22 protein-coding genes and 2 tRNA genes are annotated in these 24,847 nt (G+C 56.0%); 6 read left to right on the top strand and 18 right to left on the bottom strand.

The window, feature by feature from the left end:
• The first annotated feature begins 12 nt into the window (after positions 1-12).
• Positions 13-765 (top strand): CDP-diacylglycerol diphosphatase, encoded by a 753-nt coding sequence (locus tag U869_RS0117775; RefSeq protein WP_025123236.1) that lies wholly within the window; start codon positions 13-15, stop codon positions 763-765.
• Between the two features lie 139 nt (positions 766-904).
• On the opposite strand, the gene U869_RS0117770 is transcribed toward U869_RS0117775, so the two are convergent.
• Together U869_RS0117770 and pdeH are read right to left on the bottom strand one after the other, a co-directional pair.
• Positions 905-2,950 carry an AsmA family protein gene (locus tag U869_RS0117770; RefSeq protein ID WP_025123237.1) on the bottom strand — a complete coding sequence of 682 codons (2,046 nt, stop codon included), beginning with the start codon at positions 2,948-2,950 and terminating at the stop codon, positions 905-907.
• A 91-nt stretch (positions 2,951-3,041) separates the two neighbouring features.
• Positions 3,042-3,842 (bottom strand): cyclic-guanylate-specific phosphodiesterase, encoded by an 801-nt coding sequence (gene pdeH, locus U869_RS0117765; RefSeq protein WP_025123238.1) that lies wholly within the window; start codon positions 3,840-3,842, stop codon positions 3,042-3,044.
• Between the two features lie 142 nt (positions 3,843-3,984).
• Here pdeH and U869_RS0117760 point away from each other — a divergent pair, with 142 nt between their 5' ends.
• Positions 3,985-4,188: a 2-hydroxymuconate tautomerase family protein gene (locus U869_RS0117760; RefSeq protein WP_025123239.1), complete on the top strand. Its 204-nt coding sequence runs from the start codon at positions 3,985-3,987 to the stop codon at positions 4,186-4,188.
• A gap of 153 nt (positions 4,189-4,341) precedes the next feature.
• Positions 4,342-5,274, top strand: coding sequence for a sugar kinase (locus U869_RS0117755; RefSeq protein WP_025123240.1), 933 nt, complete (start codon positions 4,342-4,344; stop codon positions 5,272-5,274).
• Between the two features lie 101 nt (positions 5,275-5,375).
• On the opposite strand, the gene ilvC is transcribed toward U869_RS0117755, so the two are convergent.
• On the bottom strand, positions 5,376-6,851 hold the full coding sequence (gene ilvC, locus U869_RS0117750; protein WP_025123241.1) for a ketol-acid reductoisomerase: 1,476 nt from the start codon (positions 6,849-6,851) through the stop codon (positions 5,376-5,378).
• A gap of 166 nt (positions 6,852-7,017) precedes the next feature.
• Between ilvC and ilvY the strand changes: the two genes are divergently transcribed.
• Positions 7,018-7,902 carry an HTH-type transcriptional activator IlvY gene (ilvY, locus tag U869_RS0117745; RefSeq protein WP_025123242.1) on the top strand — a complete coding sequence of 295 codons (885 nt, stop codon included), beginning with the start codon at positions 7,018-7,020 and terminating at the stop codon, positions 7,900-7,902.
• Here the strand turns inward: ilvY and U869_RS0117740 are convergent.
• From U869_RS0117740 to U869_RS0117710, 8 genes are all read right to left on the bottom strand, one after another.
• Complete coding sequence (locus tag U869_RS0117740; RefSeq protein WP_025123243.1) at positions 7,897-8,598, bottom strand: DUF2461 domain-containing protein; 702 nt, start codon at positions 8,596-8,598, stop codon at positions 7,897-7,899. The two genes, ilvY and U869_RS0117740, sit on opposite strands and share 6 nt — an antisense overlap.
• Before the next feature lie 21 nt (positions 8,599-8,619).
• A complete protein-coding gene (gene ilvA / locus U869_RS0117735) occupies positions 8,620-10,164 on the bottom strand; it encodes a threonine ammonia-lyase, biosynthetic (protein WP_025123244.1) in 1,545 nt (514 codons plus the stop codon).
• Between the two features lie 5 nt (positions 10,165-10,169).
• Positions 10,170-12,020: a dihydroxy-acid dehydratase gene (ilvD, locus tag U869_RS0117730; RefSeq protein WP_025123245.1), complete on the bottom strand. Its 1,851-nt coding sequence runs from the start codon at positions 12,018-12,020 to the stop codon at positions 10,170-10,172.
• Positions 12,021-12,094: 74 nt separating this feature from the next.
• Positions 12,095-13,021 (bottom strand): branched-chain-amino-acid transaminase, encoded by a 927-nt coding sequence (gene ilvE / locus U869_RS0117725; protein ID WP_024482841.1) that lies wholly within the window; start codon positions 13,019-13,021, stop codon positions 12,095-12,097.
• A 21-nt stretch (positions 13,022-13,042) separates the two neighbouring features.
• A complete protein-coding gene (gene ilvM / locus U869_RS0117720; RefSeq protein WP_025123246.1) occupies positions 13,043-13,300 on the bottom strand; it encodes an acetolactate synthase 2 small subunit in 258 nt (85 codons plus the stop codon).
• Complete coding sequence (gene ilvG, locus U869_RS0117715) at positions 13,297-14,943, bottom strand: acetolactate synthase 2 catalytic subunit (protein WP_025123247.1); 1,647 nt, start codon at positions 14,941-14,943, stop codon at positions 13,297-13,299. The genes ilvM and ilvG overlap by 4 nt, the downstream gene beginning before the upstream one ends.
• A 142-nt stretch (positions 14,944-15,085) precedes the next feature.
• Positions 15,086-15,184 carry an ilv operon leader peptide gene (gene ilvL / locus U869_RS30865; protein WP_071681478.1) on the bottom strand — a complete coding sequence of 33 codons (99 nt, stop codon included), beginning with the start codon at positions 15,182-15,184 and terminating at the stop codon, positions 15,086-15,088.
• A 133-nt stretch (positions 15,185-15,317) separates the two neighbouring features.
• Positions 15,318-16,550 carry an MFS transporter gene (locus U869_RS0117710; RefSeq protein WP_025123248.1) on the bottom strand — a complete coding sequence of 411 codons (1,233 nt, stop codon included), beginning with the start codon at positions 16,548-16,550 and terminating at the stop codon, positions 15,318-15,320.
• Between the two features lie 343 nt (positions 16,551-16,893).
• Between U869_RS0117710 and U869_RS0117705 the strand changes: the two genes are divergently transcribed.
• Positions 16,894-18,417, top strand: a complete 1,524-nt coding sequence (locus U869_RS0117705) for a YifB family Mg chelatase-like AAA ATPase (protein ID WP_025123249.1) — start codon at positions 16,894-16,896, stop codon at positions 18,415-18,417.
• A gap of 28 nt (positions 18,418-18,445) precedes the next feature.
• Here U869_RS0117705 and U869_RS0117700 read toward each other — a convergent pair whose 3' ends face one another.
• The gene (locus U869_RS0117700; protein WP_021181829.1) at positions 18,446-18,784 is read right to left on the bottom strand and encodes a DUF413 domain-containing protein; all 339 of its coding nucleotides are present in this window, start codon (positions 18,782-18,784) and stop codon (positions 18,446-18,448) included.
• Between the two features lie 119 nt (positions 18,785-18,903).
• Between U869_RS0117700 and hdfR the strand changes: the two genes are divergently transcribed.
• Complete coding sequence (gene hdfR, locus U869_RS0117695) at positions 18,904-19,731, top strand: HTH-type transcriptional regulator HdfR (protein ID WP_025123250.1); 828 nt, start codon at positions 18,904-18,906, stop codon at positions 19,729-19,731.
• A 4-nt stretch (positions 19,732-19,735) separates the two neighbouring features.
• On the opposite strand, the gene yjfF is transcribed toward hdfR, so the two are convergent.
• From yjfF to U869_RS0117665, 6 genes are all read right to left on the bottom strand, one after another.
• Positions 19,736-20,728, bottom strand: a complete 993-nt coding sequence (yjfF, locus tag U869_RS0117690) for a galactofuranose ABC transporter, permease protein YjfF (protein ID WP_025123251.1) — start codon at positions 20,726-20,728, stop codon at positions 19,736-19,738.
• Positions 20,725-21,747: a galactofuranose ABC transporter, ATP-binding protein YtfT gene (gene ytfT / locus U869_RS0117685; protein ID WP_025123252.1), complete on the bottom strand. Its 1,023-nt coding sequence runs from the start codon at positions 21,745-21,747 to the stop codon at positions 20,725-20,727. The genes yjfF and ytfT overlap by 4 nt, the downstream gene beginning before the upstream one ends.
• Positions 21,744-23,258 (bottom strand): galactofuranose ABC transporter, ATP-binding protein YtfR, encoded by a 1,515-nt coding sequence (gene ytfR / locus U869_RS0117680; RefSeq protein WP_029988307.1) that lies wholly within the window; start codon positions 23,256-23,258, stop codon positions 21,744-21,746. The genes ytfT and ytfR overlap by 4 nt, the downstream gene beginning before the upstream one ends.
• A 22-nt stretch (positions 23,259-23,280) precedes the next feature.
• Positions 23,281-24,237 carry a galactofuranose ABC transporter, galactofuranose-binding protein YtfQ gene (gene ytfQ / locus U869_RS0117675; protein ID WP_025123254.1) on the bottom strand — a complete coding sequence of 319 codons (957 nt, stop codon included), beginning with the start codon at positions 24,235-24,237 and terminating at the stop codon, positions 23,281-23,283.
• Between the two features lie 296 nt (positions 24,238-24,533).
• Positions 24,534-24,609: transfer RNA gene (locus tag U869_RS0117670), tRNA-Trp, on the bottom strand.
• Positions 24,610-24,662: 53 nt separating this feature from the next.
• Positions 24,663-24,739 (bottom strand) — tRNA-Asp (locus tag U869_RS0117665).
• Between the last annotated feature and the right edge of the window lie 108 nt (positions 24,740-24,847).

Genomic DNA, 24,847 nt, shown 5'->3' with positions numbered 1-24,847 from the left:
GGAAATTTGCCCATGTCGTTGCGCCGTTGGCTCTGTTTATCCGTTGCGTTGCTGGTGATTATCACCGTTGCCGCCTATTTCTGGCTGAAACCGTCCCACCCCGATGCGCTGTGGCATATCGTCAGTCAGCAATGCTTGCCTAATCAGCAGCAAAACCATGATCCGGCTCCCTGCGCGCAGGTGGATGAGCAAGCAGGGTTCGTGGTGCTGAAAGACCGCAACGGGCCGTTGCAGTATCTGTTAATGCCGAGTGCCAAAATCACCGGTATCGAAAGTCCGCAGGTGCTACAGCCCAGTACCGCCAACTTTTTCGCCTTAGCCTGGCAGACCCGGCATTTTATGGCGGATAGATTCGGCAAACCCATCGAAGACGCTGACATCTCGTTGGCGATCAACTCCGAATATGGCCGCACGCAAAATCAACTGCATATCCATATCTCCTGTCTGCAACCGGCGGTAAAAGTTCGGTTGGCACAGTTACAGGGAGACTTCAGCGAAAGTTGGCAACCGTTGCCAGGGGGATTGCAGGGACATGATTATTTGGCCCGGCGCGCTAGCGCCACCGAACTCCAGCAGCTTGGGGCATTCCGTTTGCTGACTCAAGGGGTTGAGGGAGCAGATGAAAATATGGGTAGCTACGGCATGGCGATGACGGCCTTGCCCGGAGGGGATTTCCTGTTGCTGGCCGTGAAACGTAATGTTTGGCAGTTGAATCTGGCCTCAGCCGAAGAGATCCAGGATCACAGCTGCCAGGTATTGCAGTAAACCGCCCCTAACCCCAACCCTCTCCCACAGGGAGAGGGAGCTAGTTCAGCGTCGTCGGCAGGCTATGTGACACTGCGTAGGGGCGCTGCATGCTGCGCCCGTGCTAAGGTCAGATTCAGGAATCCATGGGACCGATCCGTTACTTCTTATTCTTCATCCGTTGCAGGATCGCCGCACATTGGTTCTCTTCGCCGCCGTCACTGGGTGAAACCAGAGCCAGCAACGCGGCAGCCGGAGCCACGACCACACCCAACGCCACCGCAGCGACCCCGCGTGCAATCAGCGGCCCAGCTTTCACGCCCGCATCTGGATGTTTAAACGTCCCTTTGACATACAGTGGCGAACGTAGGGTCAACACTCGCATCCCTTTGCTTTCCGGGTCGATGGACAGATCCAGCCGCTCGGTGGCGAAATTGGTGGTTCCACTGATGTTGATGATGGCGTTTTCCGTATCAAACACGAACAGGCGTGGCGTCGCCAGCCCGCTGCGAATGCCAACATCCGCCGCCGCACAGTTGATCCCCACCTCATCATCACCAAACAGTTGGGCCACCAGGTAGTTACCCACGTTCAGGCCCAGGATCTCCATCAGACTGCGGCTGATCACGCCGTCATTGATCAGCAGACGCAGATCGCCGCTGCTGGTCGCCAGCAAATCGGCCACCGAGTTACCGCTGCCGGTCAATTTGGCATCACCGTTCAGTTCACCCAAACTCCGCTTCATCGATTCTACATTGGGCAGCAGCTGCTTCAGCTGGAACTTGCGTGCATGTAGATCCACCCGGCTCTGCATCGGGCTTTTGCTACCGTCGAGTCGTACGGTGGCATTCAGGTTACCCCCGGCCACACCGAAGCGCAGCGGATCCATCAGCAGCACCGCATTATCCAGCTTGAGGTGGGTATTCAGATCGCTCAGCGGCAGCGAACTACCGTGCTCAATACGTTTGGCGGTAAATTTGACGTCGGCATCCATCACTCCCCAGCTTTTGGTTTCAAATTTCTCAACCGGCAACACTTTTTCGCTCGGCTGACGGGTTTTCTCGCCACGATTGGCTTTCTGCTGATTGGAGTCCGCGCCGATTAACGGCGCAAGATCGGCGAAACGCAGCTGTTTGGAGAGCACTTCCCCACTCAACTTAGGCCGAGGGTGGCTCGCGACGTATTTCAAATCGCCGTGAATATCGCTGTCGCCGATATTGCCGTCAAAACCCTGATACTGGAATACCGCACCGCCTGCCTGGTGCAATCTGGCGGTAAGATGGCCGTCGGTGGAATAGGGTGGCGTGTTGGGTAACAGCACTCCTGTCAGCGCATACAAGTTGCCCAGACTATCACCGGAGAATTTCAGCCGCAGGTCCAGACCGCCAAGGTTCAGCGGATCGGTCAACGTCCCTGCTACCTGCACCCGGGTATTGCCAGAACGCACATCGGCCTGCAACGGGAACGGAATATCCGCGCTTTGCAGAGACAGCATGCCGCCAATCTTGCCGCTGCCGGACAGCGCTTCGCCGTTGTATTTTCCTTTGACCTTCCAGCCGAAGACATAATCCGGCGTCGCCGCTTTATCCCCCGGCTGTTTACCCGCAACTTCACTAAAGGGCAGAGGCTTGCCGAGTGGGTCGATCAACGCCTGAAAATCGGCCTTAAGCGTGGCGTCTTTAAAATCAATCTGGCCGCGATCGAATACGATATCGTGAATGCTGGCCGACCAGTCTGACTGCGGCTGGTTAGGGTCTTTCTCGGTACTATTGGCCAGGTTGAAGGTCCAGTTGTTGTCGCCGTTCGCCAAGCGCTGTAGCGAGGCATTCGGCTGTTTCAACCAGATGCGTGGGATCAGCACCTCTTTACCCAACAGCGCCAACGGCGCTATCGAGGCATCGACCCGTTGCAGCGTGACCATCTCGTCACCCGGGATCTTGGCAGGGTTGCCCAGCATAATATCTTCGGCATGGATATGTGGCCACGGCACCCAAGCACGCCAGCCGCCTTCTTCTTTGTGGCGTTCCCAGTTAACCCCCAGATCGCCACGAATAGCAAAAGGCCGCTGTAGCTCGGCAGAGACTTTGCTATTGATGGTGGGCTTGAGACGGTTCCAATCGAAGGTGGTAATGAAGACCACCAACACCACGATGATGAGCAGCACGATGCCGCCAACCCAGCTGAAAGCTTTGCCTGTTCTCGTCATTACGGCTCCCTTGTAGTGATAGCTGTGATAAGCAGCCTAACTAAGCCTAGTCGAGGATAGACCAGAGTTCACGCTTTCAGGGGATCATGGATCAGGTGGTAGGGGCAATAAACCGCGTAGGTAGCGTTTTCAGTTGATCAAAATGCGCGGGGCGGCTGAGGTAATAGCCTTGGGCTGCCAGCGCGCCAGAGCGCTGAACCAGTTGCCATTCCTGCTCGGTTTCGACCCCTTCGACAATCACCCCGTCGCTGTGCTGGCTCATCAGACGCACCAGCGTGAAAAACAGCTGGATACCCTCATCGCTTTGCTTGAGCAGCATAAACAGTTCGCGCGCCACCTTGATATGCTGATAACGCCAGCTGCTGACCGCAGAGAAGTTTGCCAGGCCGCTACCAAAGTCATCCAGCCACAGACGATCGGCCCCGGAGATATGCTGCAATGGCCCATTCATCGCCTGATCTGCCTGCTCCACCAGCTCAAAGCGCAGGTAAGGCATGATACTGATTTGCTGCTGCATCGCCGGATGCCGCTGTAGTGCTTGCAAGGCCTTACCGTCGATATTGATGGATACCATCAACGCATGACGGGTAAACATGGCCTGCCATTGTTGCAGTAAATTGAGCTGTTCCTGAATAACCGCCAGGCGCTGGCGCAGCCCAAGTGCGGCAAAATAGTGTTCCGGAGACACGGGTTTGCCCGGTGCTGCCGGATGATGCACCGCCGTCAGCAACTCTACCGCCAGCAGTTTGCCACTGGTACGATAAATGGGCTGAAAAGTATACAAACGCCGACACTGCCGCCAGTAACGGAATACCTTGGCACGCTGCCAGGCGGCCAACAATGGCGCCAGTAGACCAGAGATCATGTTGATTATCATCGGTACTTTCGCCATTAGGGAATGGGAACGATCACGTTGCCGGTAATTCATCCATTTTGTTATCGGCAGCGCACAATAAAACTTTAAGCCTATGCCAAAGCGCTCTACATTAAGCCGTTACCTACCTGCAATACATCTATAACAAAAGGAAAATAAATTGCCTTACGTAAATATCAAAATTACCCGCGAGGGTGCAACCGCTGAACAGAAAAAACAGCTTATCGCCGGTGTGACCCAACTGTTGGTCGATACGCTCGGCAAAAATCCGGCCACCACGGTGGTGGTGATCGATGAAGTGGAGACCGACAACTGGGGGATTGGCGGCCAAAGCGTCACCGATCTGCGCGCGGCGGCCAAGTAGTTTTCCTTCCTCAACGACGGGAAACCTCGCGTTTCCCGATCGCGATCATAAACTAATTAAAACGCCGTTTTATTCCTATTGACTCGCCTGGCCCTAGCGTTGAGACTGGACGTATTCGCAGCAACCAGACTCAATATCAAGCCAGGGATCCTCATGAACAGCAAAAATCTCGCCGTGATCGGCGAATGCATGATCGAACTGTCGCAGAAAGGCGCAGATCTCAGCCGTGGATTTGGCGGCGACACCCTCAATACCGCCGTGTATATCGCCCGTCAGGTGCCGCAGCAAGCGCTGAACGTGCATTATGTTACCGCACTGGGCACCGACAGCTTCAGCCGGGAAATGCTGCAAACCTGGCAGCAGGAGCAGGTGAAGACCGACCTGATCCAGCAATTGGATAACAAGCTGCCGGGGCTGTACGTGATAGAAACCGACGATACCGGCGAGCGCACCTTCTATTACTGGCGCAACGATGCGGCTGCCCGCTACTGGCTGGATGGCCCGCAGGCAGAAAGCCTGTGTGCGCAGTTGGCACAGTTTGATTATCTGTATCTGAGCGGTATCAGCGTGGCCATCCTCAATCCGGCCAGCCGTGAAAAATTGCTGACCCTACTGCGTCAGTGCCGAGCCAACGGCGGTAAAGTGATCTTCGATAACAACTACCGGCCAAGACTGTGGCAAAACCAGCAAGAAACCCAGCAGGCTTATCGCGAGATCCTGGCCTGTACCGACATCGCCTTCCTGACGCTGGATGATGAAGACCTACTGTGGGGTAAACAGCCGGTTGAGCAGGTGGTAAGCCGCACGCGTGACTTTGGCGTGAGCGAGATTGTGATCAAGCGTGGCGCAGACTCTTGCCTGGTGTTCAGCGCCGATGGGGAAACCCATGACGTACCGGCGGTGAAACTGCCAAAAGAGAAGGTAATCGATACTACCGCTGCCGGGGACTCCTTCAGCGCAGGCTATCTGGCCGTGCGCCTGACCGGTGGTGATGCGGTTAACGCGGCCAAGCGTGGCCACCTGACCGCCAGCACGGTGATCCAGTATCGCGGGGCCATTATCCCACGCGAGGCAATGCCGCAGTAATTCCTGATCGCCAGAAATGCGAAAGGCCAGCAACGAAGCTGGCCTTTTTAATGGGTACGGATCGGGCGCAGCGTGCAGCGCCCCTTCAAAACTATGGGTATTTAGCCCGCTACCGCGATACGTTTCATATCGGTCATATAGCCACGCAGTTTGCGGCCAACGGATTCGATCGGGTGGTTGCGAACCGCTTCGTTTACGTCACGCAGCTGCGCGTTGTCAACGGTGGTGCCAGCAACGGATTTACCCAGATCGCCCGCTTGCAGGGTGGTCATGAACTCTTTCAGCAATGGCACTGCTGCATAGGAGAACAGGTAGTTGCCGTATTCCGCCGTATCCGAGATCACCACGTTCATTTCATACAGACGCTTACGAGCGATGGTGTTGGCGATCAGCGGCAGCTCGTGCAGTGATTCGTAGTAGGCAGACTCTTCGATGATGCCTGAATCCACCATGGTTTCGAAGGCCAACTCAACGCCCGCTTTCACCATTGCAACCATCAGCACGCCATTGTCGAAGTATTCCTGCTCGCTGATTTTGCCTTCAAACTGCGGAGCAGTTTCGAAAGCGGTTTTACCGGTCTCTTCACGCCAGGTCAGCAGTTTCACATCGTCGGCGGCCCAGTCTGCCATCATGCCGCTGGAGAATTCGCCAGAGATGATGTCATCCATGTGTTTCTGGAACAGTGGAGCCATGATGCCTTTCAGCTGCTCAGACAGCGCATAGGCACGCAGTTTCGCCGGGTTGGACAGGCGATCCATCATCAGGGTGATGCCACCCTGCTTCAGCGCTTCGGTGATAGTTTCCCAGCCGAACTGGATCAGTTTTTCTGCGTAAGCCGCGTCGGTACCTTCAGACACCAGCTTGTCGAAGCACAGCAGAGAGCCCGCCTGCAACATACCACACAGGATGGTCTGCTCGCCCATCAGGTCAGATTTCACTTCTGCGACGAAGGAAGATTCCAACACGCCTGCACGGTGGCCGCCGGTCGCTGCCGCCCATGCCTTGGCAATCGCCATGCCTTCGCCTTTTGGATCGTTTTCCGGGTGAACCGCGATCAGCGTCGGCACACCAAAACCACGTTTGTATTCTTCACGAACTTCGGTACCTGGGCACTTAGGTGCAACCATAACTACGGTGATGTCTTTACGCACCTGCTCGCCCACTTCAACGATGTTGAAGCCATGGGAGTAGCCCAGTGCTGCACCGTCTTTCATCAGCGGCTGTACTGCGCGAACTACGGAGGTGTGTTGCTTGTCTGGAGTCAGGTTAACCACCAGACCCGCTTGTGGGATCAGATCTTCGTAGGTACCAACCTTGAAGCCGTTCTCGGTGGCTTTACGCCATGAAGCACGCTTCTCTGCAATCGCTTCTTTACGCAGCGCATAAGCCACGTCCAGGCCGGAATCGCGCATGTTCAGACCCTGGTTCAGGCCCTGAGCACCACAGCCGACAATCACCACTTTTTTCCCTTTCAGGTAGCCAGCTTCATCGGCAAATTCGTCACGCGCCATGAAACGGCACTTACCCAATTGCGCCAACTGCTGACGCAGGTTCAATGTGTTGAAATAGTTAGCCATGGTGGTACTCCAGTCAGATGTTGTGTTGCACTATTATTTTCATCCCCGCCCTGTCGGTACGGGATCCGTTGAAACCAATGTATAACAGGAATTGCATTGCTTAAATTGATATATTACGAACGTGACGTTGCAATTTCTGCAACACCCCGCTGCGAGCGTACTGAATATGGATTTACGTGATCTCAAGCTGTTCCTGCACCTGGCTGAAAGCCATCACTTTGGCCGCTCTGCCAAGGCGATGCACGTCAGCCCCTCCACGCTTTCCCGCCAGATCCAGCGGCTGGAAGAAACGCTTGGGCAGCCGCTGTTTCTGCGTGATAACCGCACCGTACAGTTGACCGATGCCGGCGAACAACTGAAAGTGTTTGCCCAACAAACGCTGCTGCAATACCAGCAGTTGAAGCATGCGCTTGGCCAGCACGGCCCTTCACTGAGCGGCGAACTACGGCTGTTCTGCTCGGTCACCGCCGCTTATAGCCATCTGCCGCCGATCCTCGACCGCTTCCGTGCCCAACATCCCTTGGTGGAAATCAAGCTGACCACCGGCGATGCCGCCGATGCGGTGGACAAGGTGCAGTCCAATGAAGCCGATCTCGGTATCGCTGGGCGACCAGAAACACTGCCCACCAGCGTCGCTTTTACCCAAATTGGTGAGATCCCACTGGTCCTGATTGCGCCTGCTCTGCCCTGTGCGGTGCGCACTCAGGCCTTTGCCGAGCAGCCAGACTGGGCCAATATGCCGTTTATCCTGCCGGAACATGGCCCATCACGAAAGCGTATCGAGCTGTGGTTCCGCCGCCAGCACATCACCAATCCACTGATCTACGCCACCGTTGGCGGGCATGAGGCGATTGTGTCGATGGTAGCCTTAGGCTGCGGTATCGCATTGATCCCCAGCGTGGTGGTGGACAATAGCCCGGAACCGGTGCGCAACCGTATTTCTCAGCTGGAAAATATCTCGATGGTCGAACCGTTTGAACTGGGCGTCTGCGTGCCGAAAAAACGCCTCAACGAACCGCTGATTGAGGCGTTCTGGCGCTTGCTGTCATAAATCCTGTGGATCGATTTGCTTCATCGTTTCTACCTGCATCAGCCACTGGTACAGCGGTTCCAACTGTTGGAAACCCTGTGTCAGAATGGCGATCAAATCGGCGCTGAACAGTTTTTCTACCTGATTGTCGGTGACCATCACCGCAAAGGATTTGCGGTTGTACCAGGTGGCAATCTCCGCCGCCTGCTCTTTCACCAACGGGCGTTTGTAGCTTTCCCCCACCAGCTCGAATGGCGCACGGCAACACTCGGCCACTTCCAAAAACGGCTGTGGCCTGCGCAGCAAGGTATGGCGAAACAGATCCATCGTCGCTTTGTCGGCGCTGTAATAACCCAGGCCATAACGCAGCATGTCCGGCCCCAGTTCGAAGAAATACACCGGAGCCAGCTTCCAGTCTTTGCTTGGCCGCTTGAAGGTCAGCCACATGCGGCTACGGTAGCGGGATTTATCATGGGAAAAACGCGTGTCGCGATGAATACGCGACAGCGTTTTACCAATGGCCGGGCGTGTTTCGAATTGCGGGTCAATCATCAGCATCGCCGGACTCAGCGCATCCACCAGCGAACGGAACGGCGTTAACAGCTCACGGTCATACACGCCGCGATTGGCGTCAAACCACTCTTTGTCGTTCTCGATCCGCACCTGTTGCAGGAAATCCAGCCCTTGCTGGCTGAATCCGGTGAACTCTTGGGTCATACGCAATCCTTGTCGTCCAGCTTAGCCTTGTAGGAAGAAACGGAAGGCCGGGTTGTCGGTTTCGTCATGACAGTCGTAGCCCAAGGCCTGCAAGTGCTGTTCAAACTCTGGCTCGGTTTGGGAAAGCTCAAACCCTGCCAGCACGCGACCAAAGTCAGTACCGTGGCTACGGTAGTGGAACAGCGAAATATTCCAGTGAGTACCCAGCGTTTGCAGGAACTTGAGCAATGCGCCTGGGGACTCTGGGAACTCAAAGCTGTACAGACGCTCACGCAACGGTTTTGAAGGCCGCCCGCCGACCATGTAGCGCACGTGCAGTTTCGCCATCTCATCGTCGGACAGATCCACCACCTGATAGCCATCGCGGTTCAGCTCATCGATGATCTCCAGCCGCTCGGCATGACCTCGGGTCAAGCGGACACCCACGAAGATGCAGGCGTTGTCTGCATCGGCATAGCGGTAGTTGAACTCGGTAACCGCGCGGCCACCCAGTAGTTGGCAGAACTTCAGGAAGCTGCCCTTTTGCTCTGGAATGGTTACCGCCAGCAGTGCTTCACGTTGTTCACCCAGCTCGCAGCGTTCGGAAACGTAGCGTAGACCGTGGAAATTCACGTTGGCACCCGACAGCACGTGGGCCAGCCGTTCACCCTGAATATTGTGCTGCTGCACGTATTTTTTCAGCCCCGCCAGCGCCAGTGCGCCGGAAGGTTCGGCAATCGCCCGCACGTCTTCGAACAGATCTTTCACCGCAGCACAGATCGCATCGCTATCGACGGTGATCACGTCATCGAGATATTCACGGCATAGGCGGAAGGTTTCATCACCGATGCGCTTCACCGCCACGCCTTCGGCAAACAGCCCGACGCGCGCCAGATCGACCGGTTGCCCGGCGTCCAGCGCCGCACGCAGGCAGGCTGAATCCTCAGCCTCCACGCCAATCACCTTGATTTGTGGCATCAACTGCTTGATCAGCACCGCGACTCCGGCAGCCAGGCCACCGCCGCCAACCGGGACAAACACCCGATCCAGGTGTGCGTCCTGCTGCAACAGCTCCATCGCTAAAGTGCCTTGCCCGGCAATCACCGCCGGGTGGTCGAATGGAGGCACAAAGGTCATGCCCCGCTGCTGCGAAAGCTCAATCGCCTTGACCTTGGCTTCGTCGAAGTTGGCACCGTGCAGTAACACTTCACCGCCGAAGCCGCGCACCGCATCAACCTTGATATCCGCGGTCGATACCGGCATTACGATCAGGGTTTTGATCCCCAAACGGTTGCCGGAGAAGGCGACGCCCTGCGCATGGTTGCCCGCAGAGGCCGTCACCACGCCACGCGCCCGCTGTTCTTCATCCAGGCTGGCAATCATCGCGTAAGCCCCACGCAGCTTGAAGCTGTGCACCGGCTGGCGATCTTCGCGCTTCACCAGAATGGTATTGCCGAGGCGCGCAGAGATCTTGTCCATGGCCTGTAACGGGGTGACCTGAGCCACCTCGTAAACTGGCGAACGGAGCACCGCTCGCAAATATTCCGCGCCGCAGGGGGCGTCGGGTAGGGGTTGTGATACCGCCATGGTAGTTAGCCTCCCAGCTTGCTCTTGTCCCGCACTGCGCCTTTATCAGCACTGGTGGCCAACGTGGCATAAGCACGCAACGCATAAGAGACCTGACGCTCACGCGCTTTCGGTGTCCAGGCTGCGTCACCGCGTGCCAGTTCCGCTTCACGGCGGGCTGCCAGTACGCTCTCCGGCACGTCCAGCACCATGCTGCGTTGCGGGATATCGATATCGATCATGTCCCCTTCTTCCACCAGCGCAATCAGGCCACCGCTGGCCGCTTCCGGAGAAACGTGACCAATCGACAAACCAGACGTGCCGCCAGAGAAGCGACCATCGGTGATCAACGCACAGGCTTTACCCAGCCCCATGGATTTCAGGTAGGTGGTTGGGTAGAGCATTTCTTGCATGCCCGGCCCGCCTTTTGGCCCTTCGTAGCGGATCACCACCACGTCGCCTGCCACTACCTTGCCACCCAGGATGGCTTCAACCGCCGTATCCTGGCTCTCATAAACTTTGGCTGGTCCACGGAAGGTCAGGTTGTCTTTATCCACACCGGCGGTTTTAACGATGCTGCCGTCTTCCGCCATGTTGCCATACAGTACCGCCAGGCCACCTTCCAGGCTGAAGGCGTTTTCCAATGAGCGGATACAACCATCGGCGCGATCGTTGTCCAGCGTGTCCCAACGGCAGTCCTGCGAGAAGGCCTGGGTGGTGCGGATGCCCGCCGGACCTGCACGGAACATTTTCTTCACGGCTTCATCCTGAGTCAGCATGATGTCGTATTTTTCCAGCGTCTCTGGCAGCTTCATCCCCAGGATGTTATCCACATCGCGGTTCATCAGCCCGGCGCGATCCAGCTCGCCAAGAATGGCCAGGACACCACCGGCACGGTGCACGTCTTCCATATGGTATTTCTGGGTGCTTGGTGCCACTTTGCACAGGTGTGGAACCTTGCGGGACAGGCGATCGATATCCGCCATGGCGAAGTCGATCTCGCCTTCCTGCGCAGCCGCCAGCAGGTGCAATACGGTATTGGTGGAGCCGCCCATCGCGATGTCCAGCGTCATGGCGTTTTCGAACGCCGCCTTGTTGGCGATGCTGCGTGGCAGTGCGCTCTCATCATCCTGCTCATAGTAACGTTTGGTCAGTTCGACAATGCGCTTACCGGCGTTCAGGAACAGGTCTTTACGATCGGCGTGAGTCGCCAGCAGCGAGCCGTTGCCTGGCTGGGACAGGCCCAACGCTTCGGTCAGACAGTTCATGGAGTTGGCGGTAAACATCCCGGAACAAGAACCGCAGGTTGGGCAAGCGGAACGCTCGATCTGCGCGCTGTCGGCGTCGCTGACGTTCGGGTTGGCACCCTGGATCATTGCGTCGATCAGGTCCAGCTTGATGATTTTGTCAGAAAGCTTGGTTTTACCGGCTTCCATCGGGCCGCCGGAGACGAAAATCACCGGAATATTCAGGCGCAGTGACGCCATCAGCATCCCTGGGGTGATCTTGTCGCAGTTGGAGATACACACCATCGCATCGGCGCAGTGGGCATTCACCATGTATTCCACCGAGTCGGCGATCAGTTCGCGCGACGGCAGAGAATAGAGCATGCCGCCGTGGCCCATGGCGATACCGTCATCCACCGCGATGGTGTTGAACTCTTTGGCTACGCCGCCAGAGGCTTCGATTTGTTCTGCAACCAGCTTACCCAGGTCGCGCAGATGCACATGGCCCGGCACAAACTGGGTGAATGAGTTGACCACCGCAATAATCGGTTTGCCGAAATCGTCGTCGGTCATCCCGGTCGCGCGCCATAATGCGCGGGCACCCGCCATGTTGCGGCCGTGGGTGGTGGTAGCGGAACGGTACTTAGGCATGCTCTTCACTCCAAAAATTGTCATATTACGGACGGCGAACGAACCGCCCGTTTAGTCTTGTCTGTCGCTGTTATTTATGGATTAACCGGATCCAGCCACCCATATTTGTCTTCGGTCTTGCCGCTGAACAGGCCAAAGAACGCCTGTTGGATCTGCTTGGTGATTGGGCCACACTTGCCGATCCCCACCTGAATGCCATCCACGCTGCGCACCGGCGTGATTTCCGCCGCGGTGCCGGACATAAACACTTCGTCCGCCAGGTATAGCGATTCACGGGAAAGCACCTGCTCGCGCACTTCGAAGCCCATGTCTTTTGCCAGCTTGATGATCGCGTCGCGCGTAATGCCCGGTAGAGCGGAAGAGGTGAACGGTGGGGTGAACAACACGCCGTCTTTCACTTCAAACAGGTTCTCACCTGCGCCTTCGGAGATATAGCCATGCACGTCCAGTGCAATACCTTCCTGATAGCCATGGCGGCGTGCTTCGCTGCCCACCAGCAGGGAGGAAAGATAGTTACCACCGGCTTTCGCCGCGGTAGGAATGGTGTTTGGTGCCACACGGTGCCAGGAAGAGACCATCGCATCGATACCTTGGTCCAGCGCTTCTTCACCCAGATACGCGCCCCAAGGAAACGCCGCGATAATCACGTCGGTTTTATAGCCAGCCGGTGGGTTAACGCCCATGCCAACATCACCAACAAATACCAAAGGACGAATATAAGCGCTGACCAGATTGTTTTTACGCAGCGTGGCACGGCAGGCTTCCATCAGCTCATCGACGCTTTGCGTCACCGGCATGCGGTAGATTTTGGCCGAATCATGCAGACGCTGCATATGTTCACGGTGGCGGAATACGACCGGGCCTTTATGGGAGTCATAGCAACGCACGCCTTCAAATACCGAGGTCCCGTAGTGTAGCGCGTGCGACATCACGTGAACCTTGGCATCGGCCCATGGAACCATCTCACCATTGAACCAAATGTAATCAGCTTTCTTCGTCATTATTATATTCCTTGTGCGCCATCAGGCGCTGATTTGTTGTGATGATTGTTGCTGGATCTCAACGCTGGAGACGTCCATCAGTTTGCTTAACTGAGATGACAGTAAATCCACAGGGCGCTGGCTGGCAACGGTCAATTCAATATTAATATCGTCGCAATTGCTGCCCGAAGCCATATTCATAGCACAGACCTGGAAGCCACGGTGGCGGACAACGCGTAATACGCGCTCTAACATTTCAGGGCGGAAGCGGGCCTGGATCGAGAGTTGATGCTGCATCATGATACTTTCTCCAACATGGTTTCGTTGCCTGCGCCCGGCGGCACCAGCGGCCAGACGTTCTCGAGTTCATCAATGGAAACCTGCAGCAGATAAGGCCCTTCGCTGTTGAGCAAGGTATTGAGCGCGTCTGCGACCTGGTCTTTGCGGGTAATACGTTGGCCGGGGATGCCGAAGGCGCTGGCCAATATCAGGAAATCGGGGTTATCGGAGAGGTTGGTTTCGCTGTAACGACCGTCAAAGAACAGTTGTTGCCACTGGCGAACCATCCCTAAACGCTGGTTATCCAGTAATACGATCTTCAGCGGTAACTGTTTGCGTTTGATGGTGCCCAATTCCTGCACGTTCATCATGAAGGAGCCATCCCCGGACACACAGATCACCATGTCCTCCGGACGCGCCATCTGTGCCCCTACCGCGGCGGGAACACCAAAGCCCATCGTCCCCAGCCCGCTGGAGGTGATGAAGTTCTCTGGGCGTTCAAAGCTCATGTGCTGCGCAGTCCACATCTGGTGCTGGCCCACGTCGGTGGTGACTACGGTATTGGCCGGCTTGCGTTCCGACAGTTGCTTGAGCAACAGCGGCGCATAGATCGGTTGGCCTGGATGGTCGTAACGCCAAGGGTGGGTTTCTTTCAGCTCTGCCACCCGCTGCAGCCAAGGGGCGATCTGCATCGGCTGTTGCAGCGCTGGCAGCAACGTTTTCAGATCGCCTTGCAGGGCAACGTGCGTCTGACGCAGCTTGTTCATTTCCGCCGGATCGATATCCATGTGGATCACCTTGGCCTGCGGCGCAAAGGCGTTCAGCTTGCCGGTTACCCGGTCGTCAAAACGCGCACCCACGGCGATCAGCAAATCGCACTCCTGCACCGCGTAGTTGGCAGCTTTGGTGCCGTGCATACCCAACATACCGAGATAATACGGATGCTCGGCATCTGGTGCGCCCAATCCTTTCAAGGTCGCTACGGTTGGGATCTGCGTCACTTCGACAAATTCCCGTAATGCCGGGACGGCCTGCGCCATCCCCACGCCACCACCGACGTACAGCATCGGCTTTTTCGCCTGCGCCAGCAGCTGCGCTGCCGTCGCCAACTCTGCGGTAGAATGTTCAAACTGGTCTTCTACCGGCATCAGATGAGGGGGTAGATCGCCTTGCGCCAGTTGGATGTCTTTCGGGATATCAATCAGTACCGGGCCTGGACGGCCGCTGGTGGCGATGGCAAAAGCCTCTGCCATGATCCCTGGCAGCGCTTCCAGTGACTCCACCAGGAAACTGTGTTTGGTACAGGCCAGAGACAGGCCCAGAACATCGATCTCCTGAAAAGCATCGGTACCGATAAGCGCAGAGCCTACCTGACCGGTGATCGCGACCACCGGCACCGAATCCAGCAACGCATCCGCCAATCCGGTGATCAGGTTGGTCGCGCCGGGACCCGAGGTGGCGATACAGACACCCACCTTACCGCTGGAACGAGCATAGCCAATGGCCGCAATTGCCGCTCCCTGCTCATGACGGCACAGCAGATGTTCTACTCCGCCATCATACAACGCATCGTAAACCGGCATGATCGCACCACCAGGATAGCCGAATACCGTATCTACTCCCTGCGCACGCAACGCTTGAACTACCCATTGAGCACCATTCATGGTTTATTTCCCCGCCTTGCTGCGGGAAGTGCAGGATTTTATGCTGTTGGTCATACTCTGCTCCTTGTTCACTTTTTCTTGGCATAAAAAAACCCCCGGACCTTTTAGGTGCGGGGGTTATCTTGCGATTCTGGCTTGTTTTCTAAGCCTTTCTTCGTCCAAGTGCAGCCCCGCACGGTGGGATAATAATCACCACCACGCTAATCACGACTAGGCTAATCACTTGGGCTAGGGCTTTCATAATAGGGTTGTTCACTGTGCTCGTTTCGAACTAATACCTACAGAGTTACCATAGCAGCAGGTGACATGACAACACTTTTTTTGCGTTATTATTCGCCGCTGCCTGGTCATAACTGTAACAAATCGCACTAAATTCAAACGTTAACGTGGGCAGCGGGTGTTTTGCTTGCTACCGCAATCGTTTTACCGCGCGTATCCTTGCCAAAATACACCAGCACCGCGATCACGATCGCCACCGTCCCGGCGATAATCGCCATTGCCAGGCCGTAGTTTTGCCCATGATGTTCGGCAATCGCGGCCTGTAAAGTGGCATTCACCGACGCAATCAGGTTACCCAACTGATACACAAACCCCGGCAACACTGCGCGCGTATTGGCCGGCACCAGTTCGTTGAGATAGGTCGGGATCACCCCCCACGCGCCCTGCACCATGAACTGCATCATGAACGCCCCCAGCCCCAACATCAGCGAGCCACTGGCGAAAGCCCACAGCGGGATCACTGGCAGCGCCAGCAGTGCCGCAATGATAATGGCTTTCTTACGGCCAATTTTTTCCGACAGAGCGCCAAAGAAGATCCCGCCGATAATGGACGCAATATTGTAGCTAATGGCGATGATACTGACGGTTTTAGGATCGAAACCATGCTGGATCTTCAGGAAGGCCGGGTACATATCCTGCGTACCGTGGGAGAAGAAATTAAACGCCGCCATCAGCAGCACCAGGTAAAGGCACAGCTTCCAATGGCTCTTCAGCACCGGCAGCAAGGCCGAGCTTTCTTTACGTGCCCGCGCCGCCAGCCATACCGGTGATTCTTCCACGCAGAAGTAGATAAAGGGCAGCAACAGGATCGGCGCGGCCCCGATCACGAACATGCCGCGCCAGCCGACCACTTCAAACAGCAGGCCATAAGCCACCGCAGCCAATAGATAGCCAAACGGATACCCTGCCTGGAAGATACCGGACATCAGACCGCGCGAACGGTCCGGGATGCTTTCCATCGCCAGTGAAGAAGCCACGCCCCAGATGCCCCCCATTGCTACACCATAAAGTACGCGCAGCAACAAGAATACCGTCAAAGAAGGGGCCGCCGCAGACAGCAGCTCAAATACCGAGAAAAACACGATGTTCAGCATCAGAATCGGCTTACGGCCGTACTTTTCCGCCGCCCGGCCAAAGATCAGCGCACCAATCGGGCGCACCGCCAACGTCAGCAGGATAGCCAGGGTGACTTCTTCCATCCCCACCTGAAAAGCCTGTGCAATATCGCTGAGCAGGAAGACCAGCACAAAGAAATCAAAAGCATCGAGCGTCCAGCTTGAAAAGCTGGCAATTGCCGCATTGCGTTGCAGCGGAGTCCAACCAAACATAGTGTCATCCCTACCGTAGAGTACGAGGTCATAAGGTTTAGCGGCGGCCGCAGCAAGTGCGGAAGCGGTCGGGGCTTTGTTAAGGAAGTGATTTTTTATTTTAAACAATTGTTAAATACACCCATTAGCCCTGCGCATGCAAATTACTTAGCTTGCTAATGTGTTTCAGCCTTACCGTAATTGTTAATGAGTATTACAACAAATTGCGTACCAGCTCGAAAAACGAACTTAACCTTATGAAATAGAGTAATTTTCATTTCGCAGCACTACGCAAGTTAAGACGCTGGCAAGCGCAGTCATCAGGCACATCCCGCATCATGTGGCCTTCAGCAAGGAGAGCAATATGTCACTGGCGGTAATCTATACCCGGGCCACGATCGGCGTGCAGGCACCGTCGGTCATGGTTGAAGTCCATATCAGCAACGGGTTACCCGGCCTTACGCTGGTCGGCCTGCCTGAAACGACGGTGAAAGAAGCCCGCGACCGGGTGCGCAGCGCACTGATCAACAACGGCTTTACCTTTCCGGCCAAACGCATCACCGTCAATCTGGCACCCGCCGACCTGCCTAAAGAAGGGGGGCGCTACGATTTACCCATCGCACTGGCCATTCTGGCGGCCTCGGAACAGCTGCCCGCAGATAAGCTGGCGCACTATGAGTTCCTTGGCGAGTTGGCGCTTTCCGGCGCCTTGAGAGCGGTACATGGTGCCATTCCGGCAGCAATCGCAGCAGCCGAGGCCAAGCGTGAGCTGATCCTGGCGGAGGCCAATGGCAAGGAGGCGGGGCTACTGCCCCACAGTACCACCCGGGTCGCGCAACATTTGCTGGAGGTTTGTGCCTTTTTGCAGGGCAAAGGAGAGCTGCCGATCGCTGTAGCCCCGCCCGCTGCTGCCGCTACAACGGAAACCGCCGATCTGCAAGAGGTCATCGGCCAGGAGCAGGCAAAACGCGCGTTGGAGATTGCCGCTGCCGGGGGCCATAACCTGTTGCTGCTTGGCCCACCGGGAACCGGTAAAACCATGCTGGCCAGCCGCCTCAATGGCTTACTGCCGCCGCTAAGCGATCAAGAAGCGTTGGAAAGCGTTGCCGTTGCCAGCCTGCTGCATCATCCAGATGAAACCCTGCCATGGCGGCAGCGCCCCTTTCGCGCCCCGCACCACAGCGCTTCTATGGCCGCTCTGGTCGGCGGTGGCTCCTTGCCACGGCCGGGGGAAATATCCTTGGCGCACAACGGCGTGCTGTTTCTTGATGAACTACCCGAGTTTGAACGGCGTGTGTTGGATGCGCTGCGTGAGCCACTGGAGTCTGGGGAAATCGTCATCTCACGCGCCAGCGCCAAGGTACGCTTTCCTGCCCGGGTGCAACTGATTGCAGCGATGAACCCTAGCCCGACCGGCCACTATCAGGGAATACACAATCGCACTCCACCTCAGCAAATCTTGCGCTACCTCGGCAGGCTCTCCGGCCCGTTTCTCGATCGATTTGATCTGTCGATTGAGGTGCCACTGTTGCCACCGGGCGTGCTGGCCAAGCAGCATCATGCGGGGGAAAGCAGCCAACAGGTACGGCAACGGGTGCTGGAAGCACGTGAGCGGCAGCTAGTGCGGGCAGGCAAGGTAAATGCGTTGTTGAGTAACCGCGAAGTAGATCGGGATTGTCATTTGCCTGCGGCAGAGGCGGATTTTTTGGAAAAAACGCTGAGTAAACTGGGATTATCGGTTCGAGCCTGGCATCGCATCCTGAAAGTGGCACGCACGCTGGCCGATTTGGCGGGGGAAAAACAGATCGGGAAACACCATCTCAGCGAAGCGCTTAGCTACCGCAGTATGGATCGCTTACTGCTACAGTTACACCGCAGCCTGGAATAGAAAATGGGGCCAAACGGCCCCATGATGATCAATCGTCGCTTTCAGTGTAGTCTTCTACCGCATCTGCCTGCGGCTTGCCGCCTGACAGCGTATGGAATTTTTTCGGGCGGCGGGTGCGCGCCAGATATTTAGACCATACTTTTTCTTGCTCGGTCACCGGTTCACGTTCACCGCGGCACACTGCAACGAACAGCTGTTCTTCTTCAGTGGCTGGCTGGCGTTTGCCGGCATCCAACTCGTTGAAGGCATAGCCGAAACGCTCTAGCAATTGCGCTTCTTTAATGGTGAAATCGCCGTGACGGGAGAACCCGCGAGGATAGTTTTTATTATCAAAAAAACGACTATTGGTGGTGAAGCTATCCGCCATCTGACACGCTCCTAATTCTCTCATGGCCGTGCTGTTTATGGCGCGGAGTATTAGATAGGCTTGACATCGTGTAAAACAAAACATTTAAATCTTAACGATAAAAAATTTTGGAGATAGGTGTGGACACCGAATTACTGAAAACCTTTTTGGAGGTCAGTAGAACGCGACATTTTGGCCGCGCAGCGGAATCCCTGTACTTAACGCAGTCTGCGGTGAGTTTTCGTATCCGCCAGCTTGAAACTCAATTAGGGGCGAATTTATTCACCCGCCACCGCAACAACATCCGCCTGACCCCCGCAGGAGAGCGGCTGTTGCCCTATGCCGAGAGCCTGATGAACACCTGGCAACTGGCCAAGAAAGAGGTGGTGAGATCGCTACAACACAGCGAACTTTCCATCGGTGCTACCGCCTCGTTATGGGAGGCTTACCTGACACCTTGGTTGCAATCGCTTTACCAGCAGCGGGAAGCGTTGCAGCTTGAAGCCAGGGTGGCATTGCGCCATTCATTGGTGAAACAGCTACATGAAAGACAGCTCGATTTGCTAATCACCACCGAACCGCCAAAGATGGATGAGCTGGCCAGCCAGCTGTTGGGTAACTTCTCGCTACGCCTGTTTTCCTCCGCGTCACGCGACAAGTCAGCCCCAATGCCTTACATCAAACTGGAATGGGGGGCGGATTTTCACCAACAGGAAGCCCGCATGCTCGAGGGCGACAGCATGCCCGTGCTGACCACCACGTCGGCCCATCTGACGCGCCAATTGCTGGAGACGACCGGAGGCTGTGCTTTTCTCCCAAGCCAGTGGGAGAAAGAGTTTCCTCAGTTGATCGCCGTTGCAGAGGTTCAGCCGATTATTCGCCCGCTTTACGCCGTCTGGCTGCAAAACAGTGACCAGCAGCCGCTAATCCGCCAACTGCTGAAAATACCTTTAAATACCGCAACCTGAGCCGCTATGACGGCTTCAGGCGTGGATGGCGGGGTTTGTCCCGTCTGGTCTGCCAAAAGGCGCTCATCGCCTTCTGGAGGCCGATAAAGCAGAACAGCAGGATGCCGATGACGATTTTGGTCCACCAGGAGCTGAGTGAACCATCGAAAGTGATGTAACTCTGGATTAGGCCCTGGATCAGCACGCCAAACAAGGTACCCAAGATGGTACCGACACCGCCGGTCAGCAAGGTTCCTCCAATAACCACCGCCGCAATGGCATCCAGTTCGACACCGCTGGCAGCCAGCGCGTAACCGGCTGAAGTGTAGAGCGAGAAAATAATGCCGGAGAGAGCCGCCAACGTGCTGGAAAGCATGTAAATCTGGATGGTAGTACGCCGCACCGGCACGCCCATCAGCGCAGCGGAGACCGGATTGCCGCCGATGGCATAGACGTTATGGCCAAATCGGGTGCGATGCGCCAAGATCATACCTAGCGCTACGACCAGTAACATCACCAATGCCAGCAAAGTAAAGCGCCCGCCTCCCGGGACTTTCCAGGCATAGTTTGCCAGCGTGGCATACAGCGGGTGGTCGATCGGCAGCGACTCTTCTGACACGATAAAGCTCATGCCGCGCACGAAGAACATCCCAGCCAGCGTGATGATAAAGGCGGGCAATTTCAGCACATCAATGATCCAGCCCATCAGCGCGCCAAACGAGGCTCCCATCAGCAAGGCAATGACAAACGCATAACCTGGAGCAATACCATAAGTGCCAATCAGCTTGGCCAGCAGTACGCCGGTAAAGGCGATCACCGACCCCACCGAAAGATCGATCCCCCCTGAGAGGATCACAAAAGTCATGCCCACCGCCACAATGCCGAGAAAGGCGTTGTCGGTCAGCAGATCGCACCAGACGCGGGTAGAAGCAAAGCTGGGGAATTGGCTAAGGCAAAAGGCATAGCCCAACAGGAAAACGGCGATAGTGATCAACAAGGGAAGGTTACGTTTCATCATGGTTTGCGCCTCCGCCACAGCCGGTGTATCGAAACACTCGGGGATTGCACCAGCAAAACGGCTAATACCACTACCGCTTTCAGCACCAGGTTAAACTCTGGCTTATAACCCGAGAGCAGGATCCCAGTATTCATTCCCTGAATGATTAACGCCCCAACGACGGAGAGCAGCAGATTAAAACGCCCGCCTAGCAGTGATCCACCGCCAATCACCACGGCCAGGATTGCATCCAGTTCGAGCCACAGGCCCGCATTGTTGGCATCGGCACCTCGGATATCCGCCGTGACAATAACCCCTGCCACCGCTGCGCACAGGCCGCAAATGATATACACCGCAATGATCACCCAGCGCGTGCTGACGCCAGCATTACGTGCCGAACGCAAATTGATGCCGACCGCTTCAATAAACAGCCCCAATGCGGTTTTGCGCGTCAGTAACCAAATCAGCAACAGCATGATGGCGGCAATGATCACCGGCATCGGCAAATACATCAGCGCCCCGCTACCGAGCTTGGCCAGCCCTTCATTCTCAAAGGTGACGATTTGCCCCTCGGTAATCAGTTGCGCAATACCTCGCCCAGCTACCATCAGCATCAGGGTGGCAACGATGGGCTGGATTTGCAGCACCGCGACCAGGAACCCATTCCACAGACCACACAGCGCCCCCACGGCTAGCGCCGCTCCCAGTATGTAAACCAAAGGGTAGCCAGCGCTGGTCATGGTGGCAGCGGTCGCCCCGGCAATCGCCATCACCGCACCGACAGAGAGATCGATCCCGCCGGTAGCGATGACGAGCGCCATGCCCAATGCAAGCAATGCGACGGGAGCACCACGGTTAAAAATATCAATCACGCTGCCGAACAGCCGACCATCCTGAATATGGATGGAGAAGAAATGGGGGGCGACCAGGCTATCAATAAGCAAAATGACCGCCAGCGCCCCCAGTTGTGTCGCCCCTGCGGGCATCACCCACCTGACTTTGCGTGGTCCACCGGTCATGGGAAAACTCCTGTGGTTCATGCTGCCCCCTGTTGCACGGCAATGGCCTGCATGATGGCGGGAACCGTAATGGCATCATGTTCAAGCTGCGCCACGTGTTTTCTATCGCGTAATACCACGATACGATCGGCATAACCTGCCAGCTCCTCCAGTTCTGAGGAGATCACCAGCAGTGCCAATCCTTCATCACAGAGTCGTTCAATCAGGCGGATAATCTCCGCATGAGCCCCCACGTCAATGCCGCGAGTGGGCTCATCCAGGATCAGGAAGCGGGGTTTGGTCGCCAGCCAACGCGAAAGCAGCACCTTCTGTTGATTGCCGCCAGAGAGATACTGGATTTGCTGCTCTGGCCCTGGCGTGCGGATCCCCAGCAGTTTGATAAACTCTTCGGCAATGCGGGTTTGCTCACGCAGCGGGATTGGCCGCAACCAACCGCGCTGTGCCTGCAATGCCAGAATGATGTTTTCCCTTACCGTGGCGGCGCCGACAATACCGTCGGTTTTGCGATCTTCCGGGCAATAACCAAATCCCAGGCTGGCCGCTTTACGGGGCGTTGGGATCGCCACCGCTTTGCCCTCAACCTTGGCGGTGCCCTTATCGCGAGCCTTGATGCCGAAGATCAGCTGTGCGGTCTCGGTACGCCCTGAACCCAATAAACCCGCCAGACCGACAATTTCCCCAGGCCGCAGCGCCAGATCGAAGGGCTCAACCATCCCGCGTCGGCCATAACCGCTAAACTCCACCAACGGCGGAGCCTGTACGGCCTGATGTTCGCTACGCTTGAGCAGCGTTTCATCAAAGCTGTGGCCAAGCATCATCTGCACCAACTCCAACCGTGGCAGCTCGGCAGTGACCCGAGTCCCAACCAGCTTGCCATTGCGCAGCACGGTAATACGATCGCTGATGCGGTAAACCTGCTCAAGAAAGTGGGTGACAAAGATCATCCCCATTCCCTGCGATCGCAGTTGGCTGAGAATATCCAGCAGCATGCTGACTTCCTTGGCATCCAGGCTGGCGGTGGGTTCATCCAGGATCAGCACCTTGGCGGAGAGATCGACGGCACGGGCAATCGCGACAATTTGCTGGATCGCGATCGAGTAATTGCCCAGCGGCTGACTGACATCCAGCGGCAAGCCATAGCCTTCCAGCAGCTTACGGGCATTACGTAACAGGGTTTTTTGATCGACCAGACCAAAGCGGGTCGGCTCCCGGCCGATAAACAGATTGGCGGCCACCGAGATATTAGGCAGCAGGTTAACTTCCTGATAGACGGTGCCTATCCCCAACGATTGCGCCTGGGCCGTATTCTGCGGCGCAATCGCGGTGCCTTCTAACCAGATCTCACCGGCGGAGCGTTGGTAAACGCCGGTCAATGCCTTGATCAGCGTGGACTTGCCCGCACCATTTTCTCCGAGAAGCGCCACCACCTCACCGCGCTGTAGTGTGAAATCAACCTGCTCCAGCGCTTTTACACCTGGAAACTCAACGGATAAACCGCTTATCGTCAACAATGCTGTCTGAGGTGTGGCCATCATCTGCTCCGCCCGTGAACGATCAATATCCCATGCTTTTCTTCATCTCAAATTCCTGCTTCGCGGTATCGGGCTGCAGCAGTTTCGACTCGGTCTGGATAAATTTCTGTGGCTGAGTGCCGTCTTTTTTCAAGGCAATCAGGGCATCAAATGCGGGGCCTGCCATGTTTGGCGTCAGTTCAACCGTGGCGTTGGCTTCACCGTTCATCATGGCTTTAAAGATATCCGGCACGCCGTCAATGGAGATCACCTTGATTTGCGATCCTGGTTTGAGGCCAGCTTCTTTAATCGCCTGAATGGCACCAATGGCCATATCGTCGTTATGTGCATACACGGCACAGATGTTTTTGCCGTTCTGCTCGGCCTTGATAAAGCTTTCCATCACTTCTTTACCCTTGCTGCGAGTAAAGTCGCCGGACTGCGAACGGATGATTTTGACGTTATCGGCAGAGGCAATGCCGTCCGCAAAGCCTTTCTTACGGTTGATCGCTACGCTGGCCCCGACGGTGCCTTGCAGTTCCACCACGTTACAAGGTTTGCCTGCCACTTCTTTTACCAGCCATTCCCCTGCCACCTTCCCTTCATGAACGCTGTCAGAAGCAACGGCGGCGGTATACAGCGAAGGGTCGTTCACTTCGATCATGCGATCGAGCAGGAATACCGGGATTTTGGCTTCTTTCGCTTCCTGCAAGACCGGAGTCCAACCGGTTGCCACCACTGGCGCAATAAAGATGGCATCAACGCCCTGGGCAATGAAGGATCTCACCGCCTTGATCTGATTCTCCTGCTTTTGCTGCGCATCGGCGATTTTCAGCGTAATACCGCGTTTTTCTGCCTCCTGCTTGGCCACTTTGGTTTCTGCCGAGCGCCACCCTGATTCAGAACCAATCTGAGAGAAGCCGACAACCAAGGGGGCGGCCTGCGCCGCACCCATCAACACGCCGCTTACGGCGGCCGCTAACAGTAAACGCTTATACATGTTTTTCTCCTCGCGCTGCCTAAACTTTTCAGGCAGAGATGGCTATGGGTGTATTCGCTTTAATCGAGAGTGCCCGGAAAACTCCCGGGGCTTATAAGGTGTAGTTGAAATGCAGGCAGGAATGATGAGCGATATCACAGCGCGGGATTACAACCATTTTGTGCATAGATACAGCAAGAAAAGTCTAAATTGGGAACGGTTTCGGCAGGGATTTTGTACGAATTGGCTTGTGGGAGGGGGAATTTGGGAGAATAGAAAGCAAAAAAAACCCTTCGCTTTCGCAAAGGGTTCTAATATGGCAGGGGCGGAGAGACTCGAACTCGCGACACCCGGTTTTGGAGACCGGTGCTCTACCAACTGAGCTACGCCCCTAAATTACGCTTAACATTATGCCTGCTAAGATTAGCAGGCATAATTTAAATAAGTGGCGGAACGGACGGGGCTCGAACCCGCGACCCCCTGCGTGACAGGCAGGTATTCTAACCAACTGAACTACCGCTCCACCGGTTCTTCTAACGTTGCATCTTTCGATGCGGGCAAAACCACCTTGGTGATTTTGCACATTACCAGATGTCATACTGATAACGTTTAATTGATGCCTGGCAGTGTC

This window comes from Serratia sp. H1w, from assembly GCF_000633355.1.
Lineage (GTDB): Bacteria > Pseudomonadota > Gammaproteobacteria > Enterobacterales > Enterobacteriaceae > Chania.
Note: the sequence above shows the minus strand (reverse complement) of the source record. Positions and strands in the feature narration are given on the sequence as shown.

Excerpts from the sequence above, each read along its gene's own strand:
- U869_RS0117775 (WP_025123236.1), top strand. The coding sequence starts at position 13 with ATGTCGTTGCGCCGTTGGCTCTGTTTATCCGTTGCGTTGCTGGTGATT.
- U869_RS0117770 (WP_025123237.1), bottom strand. The coding sequence starts at position 2,950 with ATGACGAGAACAGGCAAAGCTTTCAGCTGGGTTGGCGGCATCGTGCTG.
- pdeH (WP_025123238.1), bottom strand. The coding sequence starts at position 3,842 with ATGGCGAAAGTACCGATGATAATCAACATGATCTCTGGTCTACTGGCG.
- U869_RS0117755 (WP_025123240.1), top strand. The coding sequence starts at position 4,342 with ATGAACAGCAAAAATCTCGCCGTGATCGGCGAATGCATGATCGAACTG.
- ilvC (WP_025123241.1), bottom strand. The coding sequence starts at position 6,851 with ATGGCTAACTATTTCAACACATTGAACCTGCGTCAGCAGTTGGCGCAA.
- ilvY (WP_025123242.1), top strand. The coding sequence starts at position 7,018 with ATGGATTTACGTGATCTCAAGCTGTTCCTGCACCTGGCTGAAAGCCAT.
- U869_RS0117740 (WP_025123243.1), bottom strand. The coding sequence starts at position 8,598 with ATGACCCAAGAGTTCACCGGATTCAGCCAGCAAGGGCTGGATTTCCTG.
- ilvA (WP_025123244.1), bottom strand. The coding sequence starts at position 10,164 with ATGGCGGTATCACAACCCCTACCCGACGCCCCCTGCGGCGCGGAATAT.
- ilvD (WP_025123245.1), bottom strand. The coding sequence starts at position 12,020 with ATGCCTAAGTACCGTTCCGCTACCACCACCCACGGCCGCAACATGGCG.
- ilvE (WP_024482841.1), bottom strand. The coding sequence starts at position 13,021 with ATGACGAAGAAAGCTGATTACATTTGGTTCAATGGTGAGATGGTTCCA.
- ilvM (WP_025123246.1), bottom strand. The coding sequence starts at position 13,300 with ATGATGCAGCATCAACTCTCGATCCAGGCCCGCTTCCGCCCTGAAATG.
- ilvG (WP_025123247.1), bottom strand. The coding sequence starts at position 14,943 with ATGAATGGTGCTCAATGGGTAGTTCAAGCGTTGCGTGCGCAGGGAGTA.
- ilvL (WP_071681478.1), bottom strand. The coding sequence starts at position 15,184 with ATGAAAGCCCTAGCCCAAGTGATTAGCCTAGTCGTGATTAGCGTGGTG.
- U869_RS0117710 (WP_025123248.1), bottom strand. The coding sequence starts at position 16,550 with ATGTTTGGTTGGACTCCGCTGCAACGCAATGCGGCAATTGCCAGCTTT.
- U869_RS0117705 (WP_025123249.1), top strand. The coding sequence starts at position 16,894 with ATGTCACTGGCGGTAATCTATACCCGGGCCACGATCGGCGTGCAGGCA.
- U869_RS0117700 (WP_021181829.1), bottom strand. The coding sequence starts at position 18,784 with ATGGCGGATAGCTTCACCACCAATAGTCGTTTTTTTGATAATAAAAAC.
- yjfF (WP_025123251.1), bottom strand. The coding sequence starts at position 20,728 with ATGATGAAACGTAACCTTCCCTTGTTGATCACTATCGCCGTTTTCCTG.
- ytfT (WP_025123252.1), bottom strand. The coding sequence starts at position 21,747 with ATGAACCACAGGAGTTTTCCCATGACCGGTGGACCACGCAAAGTCAGG.
- ytfR (WP_029988307.1), bottom strand. The coding sequence starts at position 23,258 with ATGGCCACACCTCAGACAGCATTGTTGACGATAAGCGGTTTATCCGTT.
- ytfQ (WP_025123254.1), bottom strand. The coding sequence starts at position 24,237 with ATGTATAAGCGTTTACTGTTAGCGGCCGCCGTAAGCGGCGTGTTGATG.